This window comes from Streptomyces sp. BF23-19, from assembly GCF_041106355.1.
In the GTDB taxonomy this organism is placed as follows: Bacteria; Actinomycetota; Actinomycetes; order Streptomycetales; family Streptomycetaceae; genus Streptomyces; species Streptomyces virginiae_A.
The window spans coordinates 41,238-58,556 of the sequence record NZ_JBGBPT010000055.1 but is presented as its reverse complement, the minus strand read 5'-3'; the positions used below and the strand labels follow the sequence as shown (position 1 = coordinate 58,556).

The window sequence follows — 17,319 nt, the reverse complement described above, 5'->3', positions numbered from 1 at the left end:
CGCTGCTGCGGCGGCCGGCCACCGCCACCGCCGCCACCGCCCCGCCGGTCCTCGCGCTGGCGGGGCGCGCCCGCGCCACGCTCCGCCCCGGCCTCGTCCTCCAGCCGCAGGGTCAGCGAGATCCGCTTGCGCGGGATGTCCACGTCCATGACCTTGACCCGGACGATGTCGCCCGGCTTGACCACGTCCCGGGGGTCCTTGACGAAGTTCTTCGACAGCGCCGAGACGTGCGCGAGCCCGTCCTGGTGGACGCCGATGTCGATGAAGGCACCGAAGGCGGCCACGTTGGTGACCACGCCCTCCAGGATCATCCCGGGGGCCAGGTCGCCGATCTTCTCGACGCCCTCCTTGAAGGTGGCCGTCTTGAAGGCCGGGCGCGGGTCGCGGCCCGGCTTCTCCAGCTCGCGCAGGATGTCCGAGACGGTGGGCAGACCGAAGGCCTCGGTGACGAACTGCTCCGGCCGCAGCGAGCGCAGCACGCCGGAGTTGCCGATCAGGGCCGCCACCTCGCTGCCCGCGCTCTTGGCCATGCCCCGGACCACCGGATAGGCCTCGGGGTGCACGCTGGAGAAGTCCAGCGGGTCGTCCCCGCCGCGGATCCGCAGGAAGCCCGCGCACTGCTCGTACGCCTTCGGGCCGAGCCGGGCCACGTCCTTGAGGCCCTTGCGGCTACGGAAGGGGCCGTTGGCGTCGCGGTGGGCCACGATGTTCTCGGCGAGGCCGCCGCTGATGCCCGACACCCGCGAGAGCAGCGGCGCGGAGGCGGTGTTGACGTCCACGCCGACGCCGTTCACACAGTCCTCGACGACCGCGTCGAGCGAGCGCGAGAGCTTCACCTCGGACAGGTCGTGCTGGTACTGGCCGACGCCGATCGACTTCGGGTCGATCTTGACGAGTTCGGCGAGCGGGTCCTGCAGACGGCGGGCGATGGAGACCGCGCCGCGCAGCGACACGTCCATGTCCGGCAGTTCCTGCGAGGCGAAGGCGGAGGCCGAGTAGACGGAGGCGCCCGCCTCCGAGACCATCACCTTGGTGAGCTTCAGCTCCGGGTGCCGCGTGATGAGGTCCCCGGCCAGCTTGTCGGTCTCCCGGGAGGCCGTGCCGTTGCCGATGGCGACCAGCTCGACGGCGTGCTCCTTCGCCAGGCGGGCGAGCTTGGCGAGGGACTCGTCCCACTTGTTGGCGGGGACGTGCGGGTAGATCACGTCCGTGGCCACGACCTTGCCGGTCGCGTCCACGACGGCGACCTTCACACCGGTACGGAAGCCCGGGTCGAGGCCGAGCGTCGCCCGGGTGCCGGCGGGGGCCGCGAGCAGCAGGTCGCGCAGGTTCGAGGCGAAGACCCGTACGGCCTCGTCCTCGGCGGCCTGGCGCAGCCGCATCCGCAGGTCGATGCCGAGGTGCACCTGGATCTTCGTACGCCAGGCCCAGCGGACCGTGTCGCCCAGCCACTTGTCGCCGGGACGACCGCGGTCGCTGACGCCGAAACGGCGGGCGATCATGCCCTCGTACGTGGACGGGCCCGGCTCCTCGCGAGGCTCCTCCGGCTCCAGGGCGAGGTCGAGGACGTCCTCCTTCTCGCCGCGCAGCATGGCGAGGACGCGGTGCGAGGGCAGCGCGGTGAACGGCTCGGCGAAGTCGAAGTAGTCGGCGAACTTGGCGCCCGCCTCCTCCTTGCCCTCACGGACCTTCGCCGCGAGCCGGCCGCGGCCCCACATGCGCTCGCGCAGCTCGCCGATCAGGTCGGCGTCCTCGCCGAACCGCTCGGTGAGGATGGATCGGGCGCCCTCCAGGGCGGCCGCCGGGTCGGCGACGCCCTTGTCCGCGTCGACGAACGCGGCCGCGGCGGCGACCGGCTCGACCGACGGGTCGGCCAGCAGGCCCTCGGCGAGCGGCTCCAGACCGGCCTCGCGGGCGATCTGCGCCTTGGTGCGCCGCTTGGGCTTGAAGGGCAGGTAGATGTCCTCCAGCCGGGCCTTGGTGTCGGCCGCGGCGATCCGCGCCGCCAGTTCGTCGGTGAGCTTGCCCTGCTCCCGTACGGAGTCCAGGGCCGCCGCGCGGCGGTCCTCCAGCTCCCGCAGGTACCTCAGCCGCTCCTCGAGGGTGCGCAGCTGGGCGTCGTCGAGCATCTCGGTCGCTTCCTTGCGGTAGCGCGCGATGAACGGCACGGTGGAGCCGCCGTCGAGCAGCTCGACGGCGGCCTTGACCTGCCGCTCCCGTACGCCGAGCTCCTCGGCGATCCTGCCTTCGATGGACGTCGTCACGATCGGGTCCCGCCTGCCTTCGTTTGCACTGGAAGGCTGCCAATTGTGGCAGGTGGCGGTGCCGGACGTCGGGAGCCCTGCCCGTCAGGCCCTGCCCATGAGGTCCCTCGGGAAGGCCCCGGCGGTCACGGCCTTGAGGACGAGGGCGCCGCCGAGCTCGGTGAGGCGGGCCAGGCCGTCCGCGCCGAGGTGCTCGTAGGGCGCGGCGTCGAGGCGGTCGGTGTCGCTCTCCAGTCGCTCGCGCAGGGCCGTGCCCTCCTCGGTCAGCTCGCCGGCGCCGTCGAGGACGCCGCGCTCGCGCAGCCTGCCGGCCGCGGCGTCGAGGTCGTCCTGGGTCCAGCCGCGCATGGCCTTGAGCCACTTGGGGGTCATGCCCTTGCCGGTGGCGGTGTGGCTCACGAGGGCCTCCACCGGGTCCAGGCCCGCGAGGAGCAGGGCGGCGAGGTGTCCGTCGCCGCGGTGCTCGCGCAGCAGGGTGGTGGCGTGCCACAGCCGCAGGTGCGGCTCCTCGGGTACGGGGAGGTCGGCGTGGGCCGCGTACAGGGTGCGGGCGTGCCGGGTACAGCCCTCGGTGGCCCGCATCGCCAGGTCGGCGGCCTCGGCCACCTCCGGGGACTTCACGGTCTCGGCGCCGAGGAGCCGGGTCAGGGCGGCGTCGGCGGCGCGCAGCCGGGCGGCGAGGGCCTGCTCGGGGGCGACGGTGTCCCAGACGGCGGGCAGGTGCCGGGCGACGAGGTCGTGCCGGTAGTTGTAGAAGGTGGCGGTGACCGCGCCGGCCCCGACGGCGCCCATCGCGGCGGAGCGGTGCGCCAGGTTGACGGCGACGGGGTCGGTTATCCCGAGGGCGGCGAACTCCGAGGCGATCTCCGGCGAGAAGTAGACGGTGGCGTGCAGCGGGTTGACGGCGGCGTGCCAGCAGCGTCGCGCGGCGAGCGGATGAAGGGTCATGCGCGGCACGGTACCGACTATTCGGTACGCCGGACAGGGCTGCCCCTGGGGGCCGTCGAGCAGGGGTGTTTCAACGGCCGGGCAGCCGCCAGGACCGGCTCTCCGCCCGGGGTCGCCCCACACCGCCGACCGGGCGCGGGGGCGACCGCGCGCCCGCAGGGGCGGGTGTGCGGCAAGGGGGCGTCGTGTCGATCCGGACGTTCCCGGGGGCGGGGGCGGGCGTTCGGCGGCGGCGTCGGGACCGGGGCTCCGGGCGGTCGGAGCGCAGGCCGGAGCGGGTGTGCCGGGGCGAGCGGTACCCCCGCGGTCGGCCGCGGCACCGTCCCACGCGCGTCCGCGTGACGGCCGAATGGCGATCGTGTGACAGCAGGGGCCATGGACATGACCTGAGCGGTCAAGGGTGAATACGGTCGAGCCACAAGGCCTTGGACCACTCTGTGAACCGATCTGTCTCCCCTACCACTTGGAGCCATTCGTGCACCGCAAAGTCATCGCCCCGAGCGTGCTCGCCGCTTCCCTCCTGCTGGTGATCCCGGCGTCGGCGGCGGGTTCGGGTTCGGGCGCCCCGGGTATCGGCGATCCCTACTACCCGGCCAGCGGCAACGGCGGATACGACGTGTCGCACTACGACCTGCGCCTGCAGTACCAGCCGAAGACGGACCTGCTGGAGGGCACGGCCACCCTGTTGGCCACCGCCAAGCAGGACCTGTCCCGCTTCAACCTGGACTTCGGCCTCCAGGTCAGCGAGATCCGGGTCAACGGCGTCAAGGCGAAGTTCGCCACGTCCGGCTCCCACGAGCTGGAGGTCACCCCGGCGAAGCCGCTGGCGCGCAACACCCCGCTGTCCGTCGTCGTCAAGTACGCGGGGAAGCCTTCCGAGTTCAAGGTGGACGGCTGGACGGCGTGGCAGCGCACGCCCGACGGTGGGGTCGCGGCGCAGGAGCCCGACTCGGCGGTCTGGTGGTTCCCGAGCAACGACCACCCGCTGGACAAGGCCACCTTCGACGTCTCGATCAACGTGCCCGACGGCACCCAGGCGATCAGCAACGGCGTGCTGCAGTCCCAGACCTCGCGGCTCGGCTGGACCCGGTACAACTGGCGTTCCAACAAGCCGCAGGCCACCTACCTGGCCACCCTGGCCGTCGGCAAGTTCGACATCACCACCGACAAGACGGCGAGCGGGCTGCCGATCCTCAACGCGTACAGCAAGGACCTCGGCGACAACGCGGGCGCGGCCCGCGCGAGCGTGGAGCGGACCGGCGAGGTCGCCGAGTGGCTGGAGGGGGTCTTCGGGCCGTACCCCTTCAACGCGCTGGGGGGCTACGTGCCGAACGTGACCGCCGGCTTCGCCCTGGAGACCCAGACGCGGCCGTTCTACGGCCCGGCCCAGTTCCGTAACGGCGCCAACGTCTCGGTGGTCGTGCACGAGCTGGCGCACCAGTGGTACGGCGACAGCGTGTCCGTCGAGGGCTGGAAGGACATCTGGATCAACGAGGGCTTCGCCCGCTACAGCCAGTGGCTGTGGTCGGAGAAGGAGGGCGAGGGCACGGCGCAGGAGCTGGCCGACTGGGCCTACGCCCTGCGCCCGGCCGAGGACGCGTTCTGGCAGGTCAAGCCGGGTGACCCGGGTCCGGAGAACCAGTTCCACGGGGCCGTCTACGACCGTGGGGCCATCGCCCTGCAGGCGCTGCGCAACGAGATCGGCGACGAGAAGTTCTTCGAGATCCTCAAGGGTTGGCCGACCGAGCGGGCCTACGGCAACGCCAAGGTCGGGGACTTCGTCCGGTACGCCGAGAAGGTCTCGAAGAAGCCGCTCGCGCAGCTCTTCGAGACCTGGCTGTACACCCCGGGCAAGCCCGAGGCCTCGGCCCTGAACCCGGTGTCCGCGAAGCCGGCGGCCCGCTCGGCGCAGTCCGCCCCGGCGACGCCCGCGGCGGAGCCGAAGTCCTGGAAGAAGATCGCGCAGACGAACACGATCCACGACACCGAGCGCGACACCGCGCACGGCTCCGGGCCCGGCCACCGGCACTGAGCCCGCGCCGGCCCCCGCACCGCACGCGGCCCCCGCATCCGGCGGGGGCCGCGTGTGCACCGGGGGCCGTCAGCGCCGTCCCGCACGCCACTCGGCCCGCGCCCGGTAGGCGATCGGCAGGTACCGCAGCCGCTCGGGCAGCAGCGGTACGAGGAGCCGTACGGCCGTGCTGAACCGCCGGAGCGCGCGCTCCTGGGCCGGGCTCCACTCCAGCCCGATCGCGGCGCGGGCCTCGGGCGGCATGTAGCCGACGGTGACGAAGGCCCGTAGGCGCAGGAAGCCGGCCCGCAGCACCGGCCAGGTCGATCTCAGCAGCAGGCGCACGGCGGGCGAGCCGACCTCCGGCCGGGGCAGCTTCACCTCGGTGGAGATCAGCTCGCGGGCGACCGCGGTGGGCTCGATCTCCTCGGCCAGCATCCGGCCCCAGTACGTCCAGTACTCCTCGATGCTCTGCGGCATGTCCCGGTCGCGCAGGCCGAGGATGCGCCCCACCTGGAGCCACTCCTGGTAGAGCTGCCGCTCCTGGGCGGGGGTGAAGCGCCGCAGCAGGTAGCGCCCGGCGTAGAGGTAGACCGGGAAGCCGGTGGCGTGGACCCAGGCGTAGCAGGCGGGGTCGAGGGAGTGGTAGCGACGGCCGCGGGTGTCGGTGCCCTGGATGTCCTTGTGCAGGCGGCGCACCCGGCGGCCTTCCTCGGCGGCTTCCTCCCCGCCGTACACCCACAGCTGGACCGAGCGCAGGGAGCGCTCGCCGCGGCCCCAGGGGTCGGTGCGGAAGACGGAGTACTGGTCGACGCCGGCCGCGATCGCGGGGTGCGCGACCTGCATGGTGAAGGCGGCGGGGAGCATCAGCAGGGCCCGGACGTCACCGGCGATGGTCCACAGCACCCCGCCGGGGGGCGGCGGCTCGGGGTCGGTGCGGCGCGCGGCCGCAGGTCCGGCGGGGTGTACGGGGTCCGTCTTCGTCATATGACAAGTATGCGAGCACCGGACGGCCGTCCTATGGACAGAAAGTCTCTGCACGGGTGTTACCCAGAGGTAACTGCTGCTGCTTGTATGACGGCGTCGATCTTCCCCCGCAGGAATGATGGAGACCTCCATGCTGCTTTCCTCGCCCCGCTCGCGCCGCGCCGCCGCCACGGCCGTCGCCGCGGTCGCCGCAGGCGCGCTGGCCGCCACCACCGCGCCCGCCGCCTCGGCGGCGGAGACCGCCGCCGCACCGCGGCTCAGCGTCCTGTCGTACAACGTGTTCCTGATGAGCAAGAACCTGTACCCGAACTGGGGCCAGGACCACCGGGCCGCCGAGATCCCCAAGACCTCCTTCTACCAGGGCCACGACGTGGTCGTGCTCCAGGAGGCCTTCGACAACAGCTCCTCGGACGCGCTGAAGGCGAACTCCGCCGCGCAGTACCCGTACCAGACGCCGGTCGTCGGCCGCGGCAAGAGCGGCTGGGACGCCACGGGCGGCGCGTACTCCGCCACCACCCCGGAGGACGGCGGGGTCACGATCCTCAGCAAGTGGCCGATCCTGCGCAAGGAACAGGTCGTCTACAAGGACGCCTGCGGCGCAGACTGGTGGTCCAACAAGGGCTTCGCCTACGTCGTCCTGAACGTGAACAGCACCAAGGTGCACGTGGTCGGTACGCACGCGCAGTCCACCGACCCCGGCTGCGGCGCGGGCGAGGCCGCGGAGATGCGCGCCCGTCAGTTCCGCGCCGTGGACGCCTTCCTGGACGGGAAGAACATCCCGGCGAGCGAGCAGGTCATCGTGGCGGGCGACCTCAACGTCGACTCGCGCACCCCGGAGTACGCGAGCCTGCTGGCGAACGCCGACCTGGCCGACGCCGACAGCCGTACCGGGCACCCGTACTCCTTCGACACCGCGCTGAACTCCATAGCGAACTACCGCTACCCGACCGACCCGCGCGAGGACCTGGACTACGTCCTCTACCGCAAGGGCAACGCCCGCCCGGCGGGCTGGGAGAACAACGTGGTCAAGGAGCAGTCGGCGCCCTGGACGGTCTCCAGCTGGGGCACCTCCTACACGTACACCAACCTCTCCGACCACTACCCGCTGATCGGACGCTGAGCGCTCGCTGTCGGATCGGCCCGTCAGGGACGGCCGTCGGGTGGCGAGGACGCCGAGGGCGGCCGGGCCGCGTCCGCCTCCTGGTCGCCGGACGGGCCGATGCGGATCTCGAACTCGCCGCCGTACTCCTCGTGGCCCGCGGCCACGGCCACCGCCACCGCTTCCTCACCCTGTTCGCCCTGGATGATGAGCGGGTCCCGGCGCAGGTCGCGCATGAGTGCCACGCACATACCGATCATGACCAGGGTGAACGGCGCCGCCACGAGGATCGTCAGGTTCTGCAGTCCGGCGAGCGCGTCGCCCTCGCCGTTGCCGATGAGCAGCATGACGGCCGCGACGGCGCCGGTGACCACGCCCCAGAAGATGATCACCGGCCGGGACGGTTCGAGGACGCCCTTCTGCGAGAGCGTGCCCATCACGATGGAGGCGGCGTCCGCGCCGGAGACGAAGAAGATCGCGACGAGGACCATGACCAGCAGGCTCATCACGGTGGCGGCGGGAAACTGCTGGAGCAGCCCGAAGAGCTGCCCCTCGGGGGTGCTCTCGCGGGGGAGGTCGCCGCTCTCCTGGAGCTTCATGGCCGTGCCGCCGAAGACGCAGAACCACAGCAGGCTGACGGTGCTCGGTACGAGGATGACACCGCCGATGAACTGCCGGATGGTGCGGCCGCGGCTGATGCGGGCGATGAACATGCCGACGAACGGGGTCCAGGAGATCCACCAGGCCCAGTAGAAGACCGTCCAGCTGCCCAGCCATTCGGCGACCTCGCCGGCGCCGGTGGCCTCGGTACGGCCCACGAGCTGGGGGAGGTCGCCGAGGTAGGCGCCCAGGGAGGTGGGCAGGAGGTCGAGCACGATGATGGTCGGCCCGGCGATGAACACGAAGACCACGAGGACGAGGGCGAGCACCATGTTGATGTTCGACAGCCACTGGATGCCCCGCTCCACGCCGGAGACCGCGGAGGCGACGAAGGCGACGGTCAGGACGGCGATGACGGCCACGAGGAGTCCGGTGCCGACCGAGTCCATCCACCCCAGCTGACTGATCCCGCTGCCGATCTGGAGAGCTCCGAGGCCCAGCGAGGCGGCGGAGCCGAAGAGGGTCGCGAAGATCGCCACGATGTCGATGACCCGGCCGGCGCCCCCGTGGGCGTGCCGGGAGCCGATCAGCGGCTCGAACACGGCGCTGATCGTCTGGCGGCGGTCGCGCCGGAAGGTGCTGTAGGCGATGGCGAGCCCGACGACCGCGTAGATGGCCCACGGATGGAGCGTCCAGTGGAACAGGGTGGTGGCCATCGCCGTCTGCATCCGCTCGGCGGAGTCGACCGGGTGCGTGCCGGGCGGGGGCGTCCCGTAGTGCGCCAGGGGTTCGCTGACGCCGTAGAACATGAGCCCGATGCCCATGCCGGCGCTGAACATCATGGCGACCCAGGAGACGGTGCGGAACTCCGGGACCTCGTCCTCGTGGCCGAGGCGGATCCGGCCGTAGCGGCTGATCGCCAGCCAGAGGGCGAAGACGACGAAGCCGCTGGCGGCGAGCATGAAGGCCCAGCCGCCGTTGTGGATGAGCCCTTCGAGCAGGCTGCTCGACACGCTCTCCAGCGAGTCCGTCGCCACGGCGCCCCAGAGGACGAACGCGAGGGTCAGGCCCGCGGTGACCCCGAAGACCACCTTGTCCGTGCGGGCAGGCTGATCGGCCGGCAACGAAGCCCCCTTCCCCGAAGGGCTGGAACCACACATCATGACAGAGCATCATGTATTTCACATTTAATCTCATATCGATCGATGCGGGCCACAGGGCGGCCGCGCGGCGGTTCACCCGCACCACGGCACCGGTGCGGTGGGCTCGATCCCGCCCACCGCACCGGTCCGTCCGGGCTACGCGGACGTGGACGGCTCCTCGTACGGCTCCCCGTACGACTCCCCGTTCGACTCTTCGTACAGGCCGTCGATCAGTGCGCCGTACTTGTCACGGACCACCCGGCGGCGGAGCTTGAGCGAGGGCGTGAGTTCCCCGGTCTCGGGGCCCCACTCCTGCGTCAGCAGCCGGTACCGCTTGATCTGTTCGGTCCGGTTGAGCCGGGCGTTGGCCCGCTCCACCGCGCGGGCGATCTCCTCCCGGACGGCGGGGTGCGCGGCGAGCTCGGCCGGGGAAGCCGCCTCGATGCCGCGGGCGGCGGCCCAGACCGGCGCCAGCTCCGGGTCCAGGACCAGCAGGGCGACGAGGTAGGAGCGGCCGTCGCCGTGCACCAGGGCCTGGCCGATCAGCGGGTGCTCCTTGACCGTGTTCTCCACCAGGGCGGGCGAGACGTTCTTGCCGTTCGAGGTGATGATCAGTTCCTTCTTGCGGTCGGTCAGCCAGAGGTAGCCGTCCTCGTCGACCCGGCCGATGTCCCCCGTCGGGAACCAGCCCTCGGTGTCCGCGGCGCCCTCCACCGAGCCGTCCGGCCGCAGATAGCCGCCGAAGACGGTCGCCCCACGGGTGAGGATCTCCCCGTCCTCGGCCAGCCTCAGCTCCAGCCCCTCGATCGGGCGGCCCACCGAGCCGAGGCGGAAACCGTCCGGGCTGTTGACCGTGCACACGCCCGAGGTCTCGGTGAGCCCCCAGGCGTCCATGATGGTGATGCCCCAGCCGGCCCAGAAACGGACCACGTCGATCGGCATCGGTGCGGTGGCGCTGGCCGTCCACATCAGCTTGTCCATGCCCGCGAGCCGCAGCAGCGGATCCAGCACCTGCTCCTTGGCCCCGGCGTACGAGGCTTCGAGCGCGGCCGGCACCTCCTCGCCGCGCTCCCGATGGGCGGCCCGGGCGCGGGCCAGGTCGTTCGCGGCCTCGATGGCCGTGCGCTGCGCCTCGGGGAGCTGGGCGAGGACCGCGCGGACCGAGGCGGCGAGCTTCTCCCACACCCGGGGCACGCCGAAGAACTGCACCGGGTGCAGCTCGCGGACCGCCCCCGACACGGCGGCGGGGTCCGCGCACAGCCGTACGTGCGAGGCCCGCAGCAGGGGCAGGTAGATGCCGAGGACCCGCTCGGCTATGTGCGCGAAGGGCAGGTAGCAGATGTGCTCGGCGTGCTCGGGCAGGTCCACGTGCCGGTCGAGGCGGATCGCCTGGAGCATGAGGTTGCGATGGGTCAGCCGCACGCCCTTCGGGTCCCCGGTGGTCCCGGAGGTGTAGACGACCGTCAGCGGGTCCTCGGGGCGGGTCTCCTGCCAGGCCTTCTCGAAGGCGTCGGCGCGGTGGAGCCGGGCCCCGCCGGCGTGCAGGGACCCGTAGGTGGAGTGTTCGCCGGCCTCGGCGGCCTCGGCCACGACGAGACGCTCCAGGGGCACGTCGGGGTCGGCCAGCAGCGGTTCCCACCGCAGGAGTTCGCGCGCGCCCTCGACGACGGCGACCCGGGCCCGGCTGTGCCGGGCGATGTGGGCGATCTGCTCGGGCGCGGAGGTCCCGTACACGGTGACGGGCACGGCGCCGAGGTGGACGAGGGCGAGGTCGCTGAGCCAGTGCTCGGGGCGGTTGCCCATCATCATCAGCACGTGTTCGCCGCGCTCGACGCCGAGGGCGGCGTATCCGGCGGCGAGGACGGCGACCTTGCGGCGCACCTCGCCCCAGGTGAGGGTCGTCCACTCGGCGGCGTCGGGGCCGGCCCGCCAGGAAAGGGCGGGGAGCTCGCCGTACTCGGCGGCGTTGCGGGCCAGCAGGGCCGGCAGGGTGATCTCTTCGGGTCGTCCGGGCAGTCGCAGGTTCGTGGTCATGGGCAGCTCCTGGCCGTTTCACATCGTTGGTGCGACAGCAATACTGTTGAACCCAAGCTGTGGAGCAGAGAGCGAGGCGCAGACGATGGCCGACCAGGCACCCGAGCCGATGCTCACCGTCGACGAGCTGGCGGCCAGGGCGGGCGTCACCGTGCGCACCGTTCGTTTCTACAGCACCCGCGGGCTTTTGCCCCCTCCCGTGATCGGCCCTCGTCGGGTGGGGCACTACGGGCCGGAACACCTGTCCCGGCTGGCGCTGATCGAGGAGCTGCAGCACCAGGGCATGACCCTGTCCGCCATCGAGCGCTATCTGGACGCGCTGCCGGACGACCTGAGCGCCCACGACCTGGCGATCCACCGCGCGATGGTGTCCAGTTGGGCTCCGGACGCGGCCCAGGAGGTGTCGCGGGAGGAGCTGGAGAAGCGGGCGGGGCGGAGCCTGTCGGACACCGATGTCCGGCGACTGACGGCGATGAACGTGCTCGCCGCCGCGGGGGACGGGTTCCGGGTGGACGTGGGGCTGCTGAGGCTCGGGGTCGCGCTGCTCGACGTACCGATCGCCCACGAGACGATCCTGGCGGCGCGCGGGGTGCTGGTGGAGCACACCCGGTCGGCGGCGCACGAGCTGACGGCGCTGTTCCGGGACGAGGTGTGGGGGCCGTTCACGGAGGGCGAGAGCGATCCGGAGCGGGTGGAGTCGATGAAGGCGTTGTCGGCGCACATGCAGCCGATGGTGGTCCAGGCGCTGGTGACGGCCTTCCAGCGGTCGCTACGGGAGGAACTGCGGGCGGCGTTCGTGTCCGGCGAGGCACCCGGCGGGCCATAGCCGCAGACCGAAGACCTGCTTTGGCGGGGCAGGCCCGTTCTCAGTAGGCTGGAAAGGACTCTTTGCGCCCGCCGGCCTGTGCCCTGAGCGGGTCGGCCCCAGCGGCCCCAGCGGATTCTGCCGCTCAAGGTGGCGGCCACCCCTGCACGTAACGGGCAGGTGTTCCATGGACCTCAACACCATCAGCGAAGTCGTCCGGCGACCGTCCGACCGTCCGGGCGCCGACTGGCGCGAGGGCGACGCATGGCTCGCCGGCGGGACGTGGCTGTTCTCCGCCGAGCAGCCGGGCCTGCACCGCCTGGTCGACCTGACCGCCCTGGGCTGGGATCCCCTCGTGCCGAGCGGCGCGGGCCTGGAGATCGGCGCCACGTGCACCATCCGGGACCTGTACGCCTTCACGCCCCCGGCCGACTGGACCGCGGGCCCCCTCTTCGCGCGGAGCTGCGAGGCGTTCCTGTCCTCGTTCAAGGTCTGGAACTCGGCGACCGTCGGCGGAAACATCTGCATGTCCCTGCCGGCCGGGCCCATGATCACGCTCACGGTCGCGCTCGAGGCCGAGTACGAGCTGTGGGCTCCCGACGGGTCCGTGCGCACGGTCGATGCCCTCGACTTCGTGACCGGGAACAACCGGAACATCCTCGCCCCCGGGGAACTGCTGCGGCGCATCCGTGTTCCGGCGCGCGCCCTGCGAGGCCGCACCGCCCACCGCCTCTTCACGCTGACCCGCCTGGGCCGTTCGACGGTCTTCCTCGTCGGTACGCAAACGGCGGGGAGGAGCGACCTGCTGCTCACCGTCACCGCCGGCACCACGCGCCCGCTGCGCATCGCTTTCGACACCGTTCCCGATGCCCGCACCCTGCAGCAGAGCATCAACGCCATCCCCGCCGACGTCTGGTTCGCCGACCCCAACGGAACCCCGGACCACCGCCACCACCTCACCCTCCACTTCGCCGAAGAGATCCGCCACGAACTCATGGCTGGGGGCCCGGCATGACGTACTCCGTGAACGGCAGGAGCTTCTCCGAGGAACCGGACCCCGGCCAGTGTCTGCGTACCTTCCTGCGCGCGCTCGGCCACTTCGGCGTCAAGAAGGGCTGCGACGCCGGCGACTGCGGCGCGTGCACCGTGTGGCTGGACGGCACTCCGGTCCACAGCTGCATCACGCCCGCGTTCCGCGCGGAAGGGCATGAGGTGACCACGATCGAGGGTCTCGGATCACCCGGCGACCTGCATCCCGCGCAGCGCCGGTTCCGGGACGCCCCGGGATTCCAGTGCGGGTTCTGCACCGCAGGGATGATCATGACCTCGGCGACGTTCACCGAGGCCCAGAAGGCGGACCTGCCCCGGGCGTTGAAGGGAAACCTCTGCCGTTGCACCGGCTACCGGGCGATCGAGGACGCGGTGAAGGGCGTCACCGGCGTGCAGAGGGCCGCGCCGGGACGGGCCGTCGGAACGAGCGTCGGCGCGCCCGCGGCCGACGACGTGGTGACCGGTCTCGCCGAATTCACGATGGACACCCGCATGGAAGGGATGCTGCACCTCAAAGTGCTGCGCTCGCCGCACGCGCACGCCCGCATCGTCTCCATCGACAAGGCCGCCGCGCTCGCGGTGCCCGGCGTGCATCGCGTCTACACGTGGGAGGACGTACCGCGCAGGCCCTTCACCACGGCGATCCACACCGACCACCTCGTCGATCCGGACGACACCTACATCCTCGACCGCACGGTCCGCTTCGTCGGCCAGCGCGTCGTCGCGGTGCTCGCCGACACGGTCGGGGCGGCCGAGGAGGGCTGCCGGAAGGTGGCCGTGGAGTACGAGGTGCTGCCGGCGGTCTTCGACCCCGAGAAGGCCATGGCCGACGGGGCACCGCAACTGCACGGCTCGGAGGACCCGTTCGCCCGCGACTACGTGCACAACCTCCTGCTGGAGATCCACTCGCACATCGGCGACGTCGACGCGGGCTTCGCCGCGGCCGACGTGATCCACGAGGGCACGTACTTCTCACCGCGCGTGCAGCACGCGCACCTGGAGACCCACGGTTCGATCGCCTGGATGGAGGACGGGCGGCTGAACGTCCGCACCAGTTCGCAGTCCCCGTCGATCGCGAAGGTCAAGCTGGCCTACCTGTTCGCGCTGCGCCCGGACCAGCTCCGCGTGTTCTGCAAGCGCGTCGGCGGCGGTTTCGGCGGCAAGCAGGAGGTCATCTCGGAGGACCTGGCCGCGCTCGCCGCCCTCGACACCGGCCGGCCCGTCTGCTTCGAGTACACGCGCGAGGAGGAGTTCACCACGGCTTCGCCCCGGCATCCGATGAAGCTGACGGTCAAGCTCGGCGCGAAGGCCGACGGCACGCTCACCGCCTTCCAGGTCCGCAACCTGTCGAACACGGGCGCCTACGGCAACCACGGCGGCGAGACCCTGTACGCGGGCGGCTCCGCCGTCATGATCTACCGCTGCCCCAACAAGAAGTACGACGCCTTCTCCGTCTACACGAACACCGTCCCGAGCGGCGCCCTGCGCGGTTACGGAATGACCCAGCCCGCCTTCGCCGTGGAATCGGCGATGGACGAACTGGCCCTCGCCCTGCACATGGATCCGCTCGAACTGCGACGCCGCAACATCGTGCGCCCGGGCGAGCCGCTCGTCGCCCTGCACGACGGGCCCGACGACGTGGTGTTCCACGAGGACGGGCTCGGCAAGTGCATCGACCTCGTGGCCGGCGAGCTGGCCCGTACGGCCGACCAGCCCTCCCCCGGCCCCGGATGGGTCGTCGGGGTCGGCGTCGCCAGTTCCATGCACGAGACCGCGCCCCCGACCGAGCACGTCTCCGAAGCCTGGATCACGCTCGGCGACGACCTCGTGTACGAACTGGCCGTCGGCACCGTGGAATTCGGGGAGGGCACGTCGACCGCGCACGTCCAGATCGCGGCCAACCAGCTGGGTACGACACCGTCGCGGATCCGCCTGGTGCAGTCCGACACCGACCGCACGGGATTCGACACCGGCGCCTTCGCGAGTGCCGGACTCTTCGTGGCGGGCAACGCGGTCCTCCGGGCGGCGGGCGCCGTACGCGACCGCATCATGGACTTCGCCGCCACACACACGGGCGTCCACGTCGTGATGTGCTCGATGGACGACGACGGCGTCGTCTGCGGGGACCAGCGCGTCTCGCTGGCCACGCTCGTCGCCGAGGCCCGGGCACGCGGCATCCGGTTCACGGCCGCCCGCAAGGCGTACGGCTCGCCCCGCAGCATCACCTCCAATACGCAGGGCTTCCGCATCGCCGTCCACCAGGTGACGGGTGAGATCCGTGTCCTGTACAGCGTCCAGGCGACCGACGCCGGGGTGCTCATCAACCCGGAACAGGTCCGGGGACAGGTGGAGGGCGGAGTCGCCCAGGGCATCGGATTCGCGCTGACCGAGAACTTCCAGATCGACGCGGACGGCGTCATGGCCAACCCGAACCTCCGCAACTACCGCATCCCCACCTACGCCGACGTGCCGCGCACCGACGTGCTCCTGGTGGGCTCGTCGGACTCCGTCGGGGCCATGCGGTCCAAGGGGATGGCGGAGTGCTGCATCAACCCGGTGGCTCCCGCGCTGGCGAACGCGCTCCGCGACGCCACCGGCGTCCGCTACCGCGAGCTGCCCCTCACTCCGGAGCGGATCTACGGCCGGCTCGTCGACAGCCGGTCGGCGCGGACGGGTACGCGACGATGACGACCGAACGGCAGACGGACGCCGCGGCGACGGTCATCATCGGCCGGAGGGTCCGCCCCGGCATGGACCGGGCATACGAGAAGTGGCAGGACGAAGTCAACGCCGCCGCCGCCCGGTACGCCGGACACCTCGGCGTCCAGGTGTCCCCGCCGACCACCGTGCAGCCCGACTGGGTGATCGTCTACCGGTTCGACTCGGTGGCCCACCTGCAGGCCTGGATGAACGGCGCGACCCGGCAACGGCTCCTCGACGCCGGCGAGCCGTACTTCGACGGTCCCGCGACCCAGCAGGTGATCAGAGGTGGCACACAGCCGACGGACCCGCTCGTGACCGTGGTGGTGACCCACCGCGTCCCCCCGGACCACGTCGACGACTTCCTCGCGTGGCAGCGCCACATGAGTCAGGAGGAGAGCAAGTTCGAAGGGTTTCGCGGCACCGAGATCTTCCGCCCCATCGAAGGCATTCAGGACGAGTGGACCACCCTGTACCGCTATGACAACGCCGAACACCTGGACGCCTGGCTGACGTCGGCGAAGCGGCGGGAGATGCTCGCCGAAGGGGAGAAGTTCAACGACTTCAAACTGCGCACGATCGACAACTCGTTCGGCAGTTGGTTCGCCTTCGAGGAGAACGGCAAGGAAGCGCCGCCGCCCTCGGAGACCAAGACCGCCGTCGCGGTCTGGGTCGGGCTCTACCCGACCGTCGTGATATTGAGCCTCGCCCTGCATCCGCTGGGCATGCCGCTCTGGTTCGGGCTGCTCGTGGGCAACCTGCTGTCGAGCTTCATCATGAGCTTCTTCACGATGCCCCACTACGTGAACCGGCTGCTCAGGCGGTGGCTGTGGCCCTCACCGGACGATCCGCCCGCCAGGACCAACCTGGTCGGCGGCGCCGTCGTCACCGCGCTGCTCCTGTTCTGGGTCGTCGTCTTCTACCTCGTGACGGAGGTGTTCTGGACGCTGCCCTGACAGGGGCTGGGTAGCTTCGTGTCATGGCAGTCATCCACCACACCACGCTGAGCCCGACCAAGCTGGAACTCCTCGCCGAATGGCTCCCGTCGCGGCCCTGGTACCAGGGAGCCACGGGCACCACCGGCCTCGCCAAGGCGGGCGGGTTCCGGCTCGACGACCCCGAGGGAGAGGTGGGCATCGAGTTCATGGTGGTCACCGACGCCGCCGGGGACGAGCCGGTGGCCTACCTGGTCCCGCTGACCTACCGCGGGGCTCCGCTGAAGGGCGCCGAGGACGGCCTGATCGGCACCTGCGAGCACGGTGTGCTGGGCCGTCGCTGGATCTACGACGGGGCCCACGACTTCGTCCTGGTCGAGCAGTTGCTGGCCCTGCTGGCGGGCCGTACGACGGCCCAGGCCCAGAGCGAGAGCGACACCCCCGACCCGACGGTCGAGGTCCGTACCGAGGGGGCCGGGGTGTCGGCGGGCCCGACCGGCCCCGGGACCGTGACGGACGCCGCCGACGCGAGCCTCGTCACCGTGGGCCCGATGATGGAGGAGGGCCCCGTGTCGACCCTGACCGTGTGCCGGGTACTGCGCCCCGCTCCCGCCGGTGACGGCGCGGGGCGACGGGTGCTGGCCGGCTGGTCCGCCCCGGACGGCGCCCGGCAGCACGGGCTGTTCGCCCACCTGGCCGTGTCCGAGGCCTGACCGGAGGGACGCCTCGGGCCCGCTCGCGGGC

12 protein-coding genes are annotated in these 17,319 nt (G+C 71.5%); 7 read left to right on the top strand and 5 right to left on the bottom strand.

Annotated features, from left to right (window positions below; all coding sequences use genetic code 11):
• On the bottom strand, nucleotides 1–2,264 hold a 2,264-nt coding region (locus AB8A24_RS27785), incomplete at its 3' end, for a Tex family protein (RefSeq protein WP_369477920.1).
• Nucleotides 2,265–2,348: 84 nt separating this feature from the next.
• Nucleotides 2,349–3,212, bottom strand: coding sequence for a hypothetical protein (locus AB8A24_RS27780; RefSeq protein WP_369477919.1), 864 nt, complete (start codon nucleotides 3,210–3,212; stop codon nucleotides 2,349–2,351).
• Between the two features lie 475 nt (nucleotides 3,213–3,687).
• Between AB8A24_RS27780 and AB8A24_RS27775 the strand changes: the two genes are divergently transcribed.
• Nucleotides 3,688–5,244 carry a M1 family metallopeptidase gene (locus AB8A24_RS27775; protein WP_369477918.1) on the top strand — a complete coding sequence of 519 codons (1,557 nt, stop codon included), beginning with the start codon at nucleotides 3,688–3,690 and terminating at the stop codon, nucleotides 5,242–5,244.
• Between the two features lie 69 nt (nucleotides 5,245–5,313).
• On the opposite strand, the gene AB8A24_RS27770 is transcribed toward AB8A24_RS27775, so the two are convergent.
• Nucleotides 5,314–6,210, bottom strand: coding sequence for an oxygenase MpaB family protein (locus tag AB8A24_RS27770; protein WP_369477917.1), 897 nt, complete (start codon nucleotides 6,208–6,210; stop codon nucleotides 5,314–5,316).
• Between the two features lie 130 nt (nucleotides 6,211–6,340).
• On the opposite strand from AB8A24_RS27770, the gene sph reads away from it, so the two are divergent.
• Nucleotides 6,341–7,330: a sphingomyelin phosphodiesterase gene (gene sph / locus AB8A24_RS27765; RefSeq protein WP_369477916.1), complete on the top strand. Its 990-nt coding sequence runs from the start codon at nucleotides 6,341–6,343 to the stop codon at nucleotides 7,328–7,330.
• 23 nt (nucleotides 7,331–7,353) lie between these two features.
• Here sph and AB8A24_RS27760 read toward each other — a convergent pair whose 3' ends face one another.
• Both AB8A24_RS27760 and AB8A24_RS27755 read right to left on the bottom strand, forming a co-directional pair.
• The gene (locus AB8A24_RS27760) at nucleotides 7,354–9,069 is read right to left on the bottom strand and encodes a BCCT family transporter (RefSeq protein ID WP_328965804.1); all 1,716 of its coding nucleotides are present in this window, start codon (nucleotides 9,067–9,069) and stop codon (nucleotides 7,354–7,356) included.
• A 138-nt stretch (nucleotides 9,070–9,207) separates the two neighbouring features.
• Nucleotides 9,208–11,085 (bottom strand): AMP-dependent synthetase/ligase, encoded by a 1,878-nt coding sequence (locus tag AB8A24_RS27755; protein WP_328960842.1) that lies wholly within the window; start codon nucleotides 11,083–11,085, stop codon nucleotides 9,208–9,210.
• A gap of 85 nt (nucleotides 11,086–11,170) precedes the next feature.
• Between AB8A24_RS27755 and AB8A24_RS27750 the strand changes: the two genes are divergently transcribed.
• The 5 genes from AB8A24_RS27750 (at nucleotide 11,171) to AB8A24_RS27730 (ending at nucleotide 17,288) form a co-directional block, all read left to right on the top strand.
• Nucleotides 11,171–11,911, top strand: a complete 741-nt coding sequence (locus tag AB8A24_RS27750) for a MerR family transcriptional regulator (protein WP_328960843.1) — start codon at nucleotides 11,171–11,173, stop codon at nucleotides 11,909–11,911.
• A gap of 166 nt (nucleotides 11,912–12,077) precedes the next feature.
• Nucleotides 12,078–12,905 (top strand): FAD binding domain-containing protein, encoded by an 828-nt coding sequence (locus AB8A24_RS27745; protein ID WP_328960844.1) that lies wholly within the window; start codon nucleotides 12,078–12,080, stop codon nucleotides 12,903–12,905.
• Entirely contained in the window at nucleotides 12,902–15,628 is a 2,727-nt protein-coding gene (locus AB8A24_RS27740; protein WP_328960845.1) for a molybdopterin cofactor-binding domain-containing protein, read from the top strand. The genes AB8A24_RS27745 and AB8A24_RS27740 overlap by 4 nt, the downstream gene beginning before the upstream one ends.
• Complete coding sequence (locus AB8A24_RS27735; protein WP_328960846.1) at nucleotides 15,625–16,596, top strand: antibiotic biosynthesis monooxygenase; 972 nt, start codon at nucleotides 15,625–15,627, stop codon at nucleotides 16,594–16,596. Before AB8A24_RS27740 ends, AB8A24_RS27735 begins: the two co-directional genes overlap by 4 nt.
• A gap of 23 nt (nucleotides 16,597–16,619) precedes the next feature.
• Nucleotides 16,620–17,288: a 1,4-alpha-glucan branching protein gene (locus AB8A24_RS27730; RefSeq protein ID WP_369477915.1), complete on the top strand. Its 669-nt coding sequence runs from the start codon at nucleotides 16,620–16,622 to the stop codon at nucleotides 17,286–17,288.
• Nucleotides 17,289–17,319 lie beyond the last annotated feature (31 nt).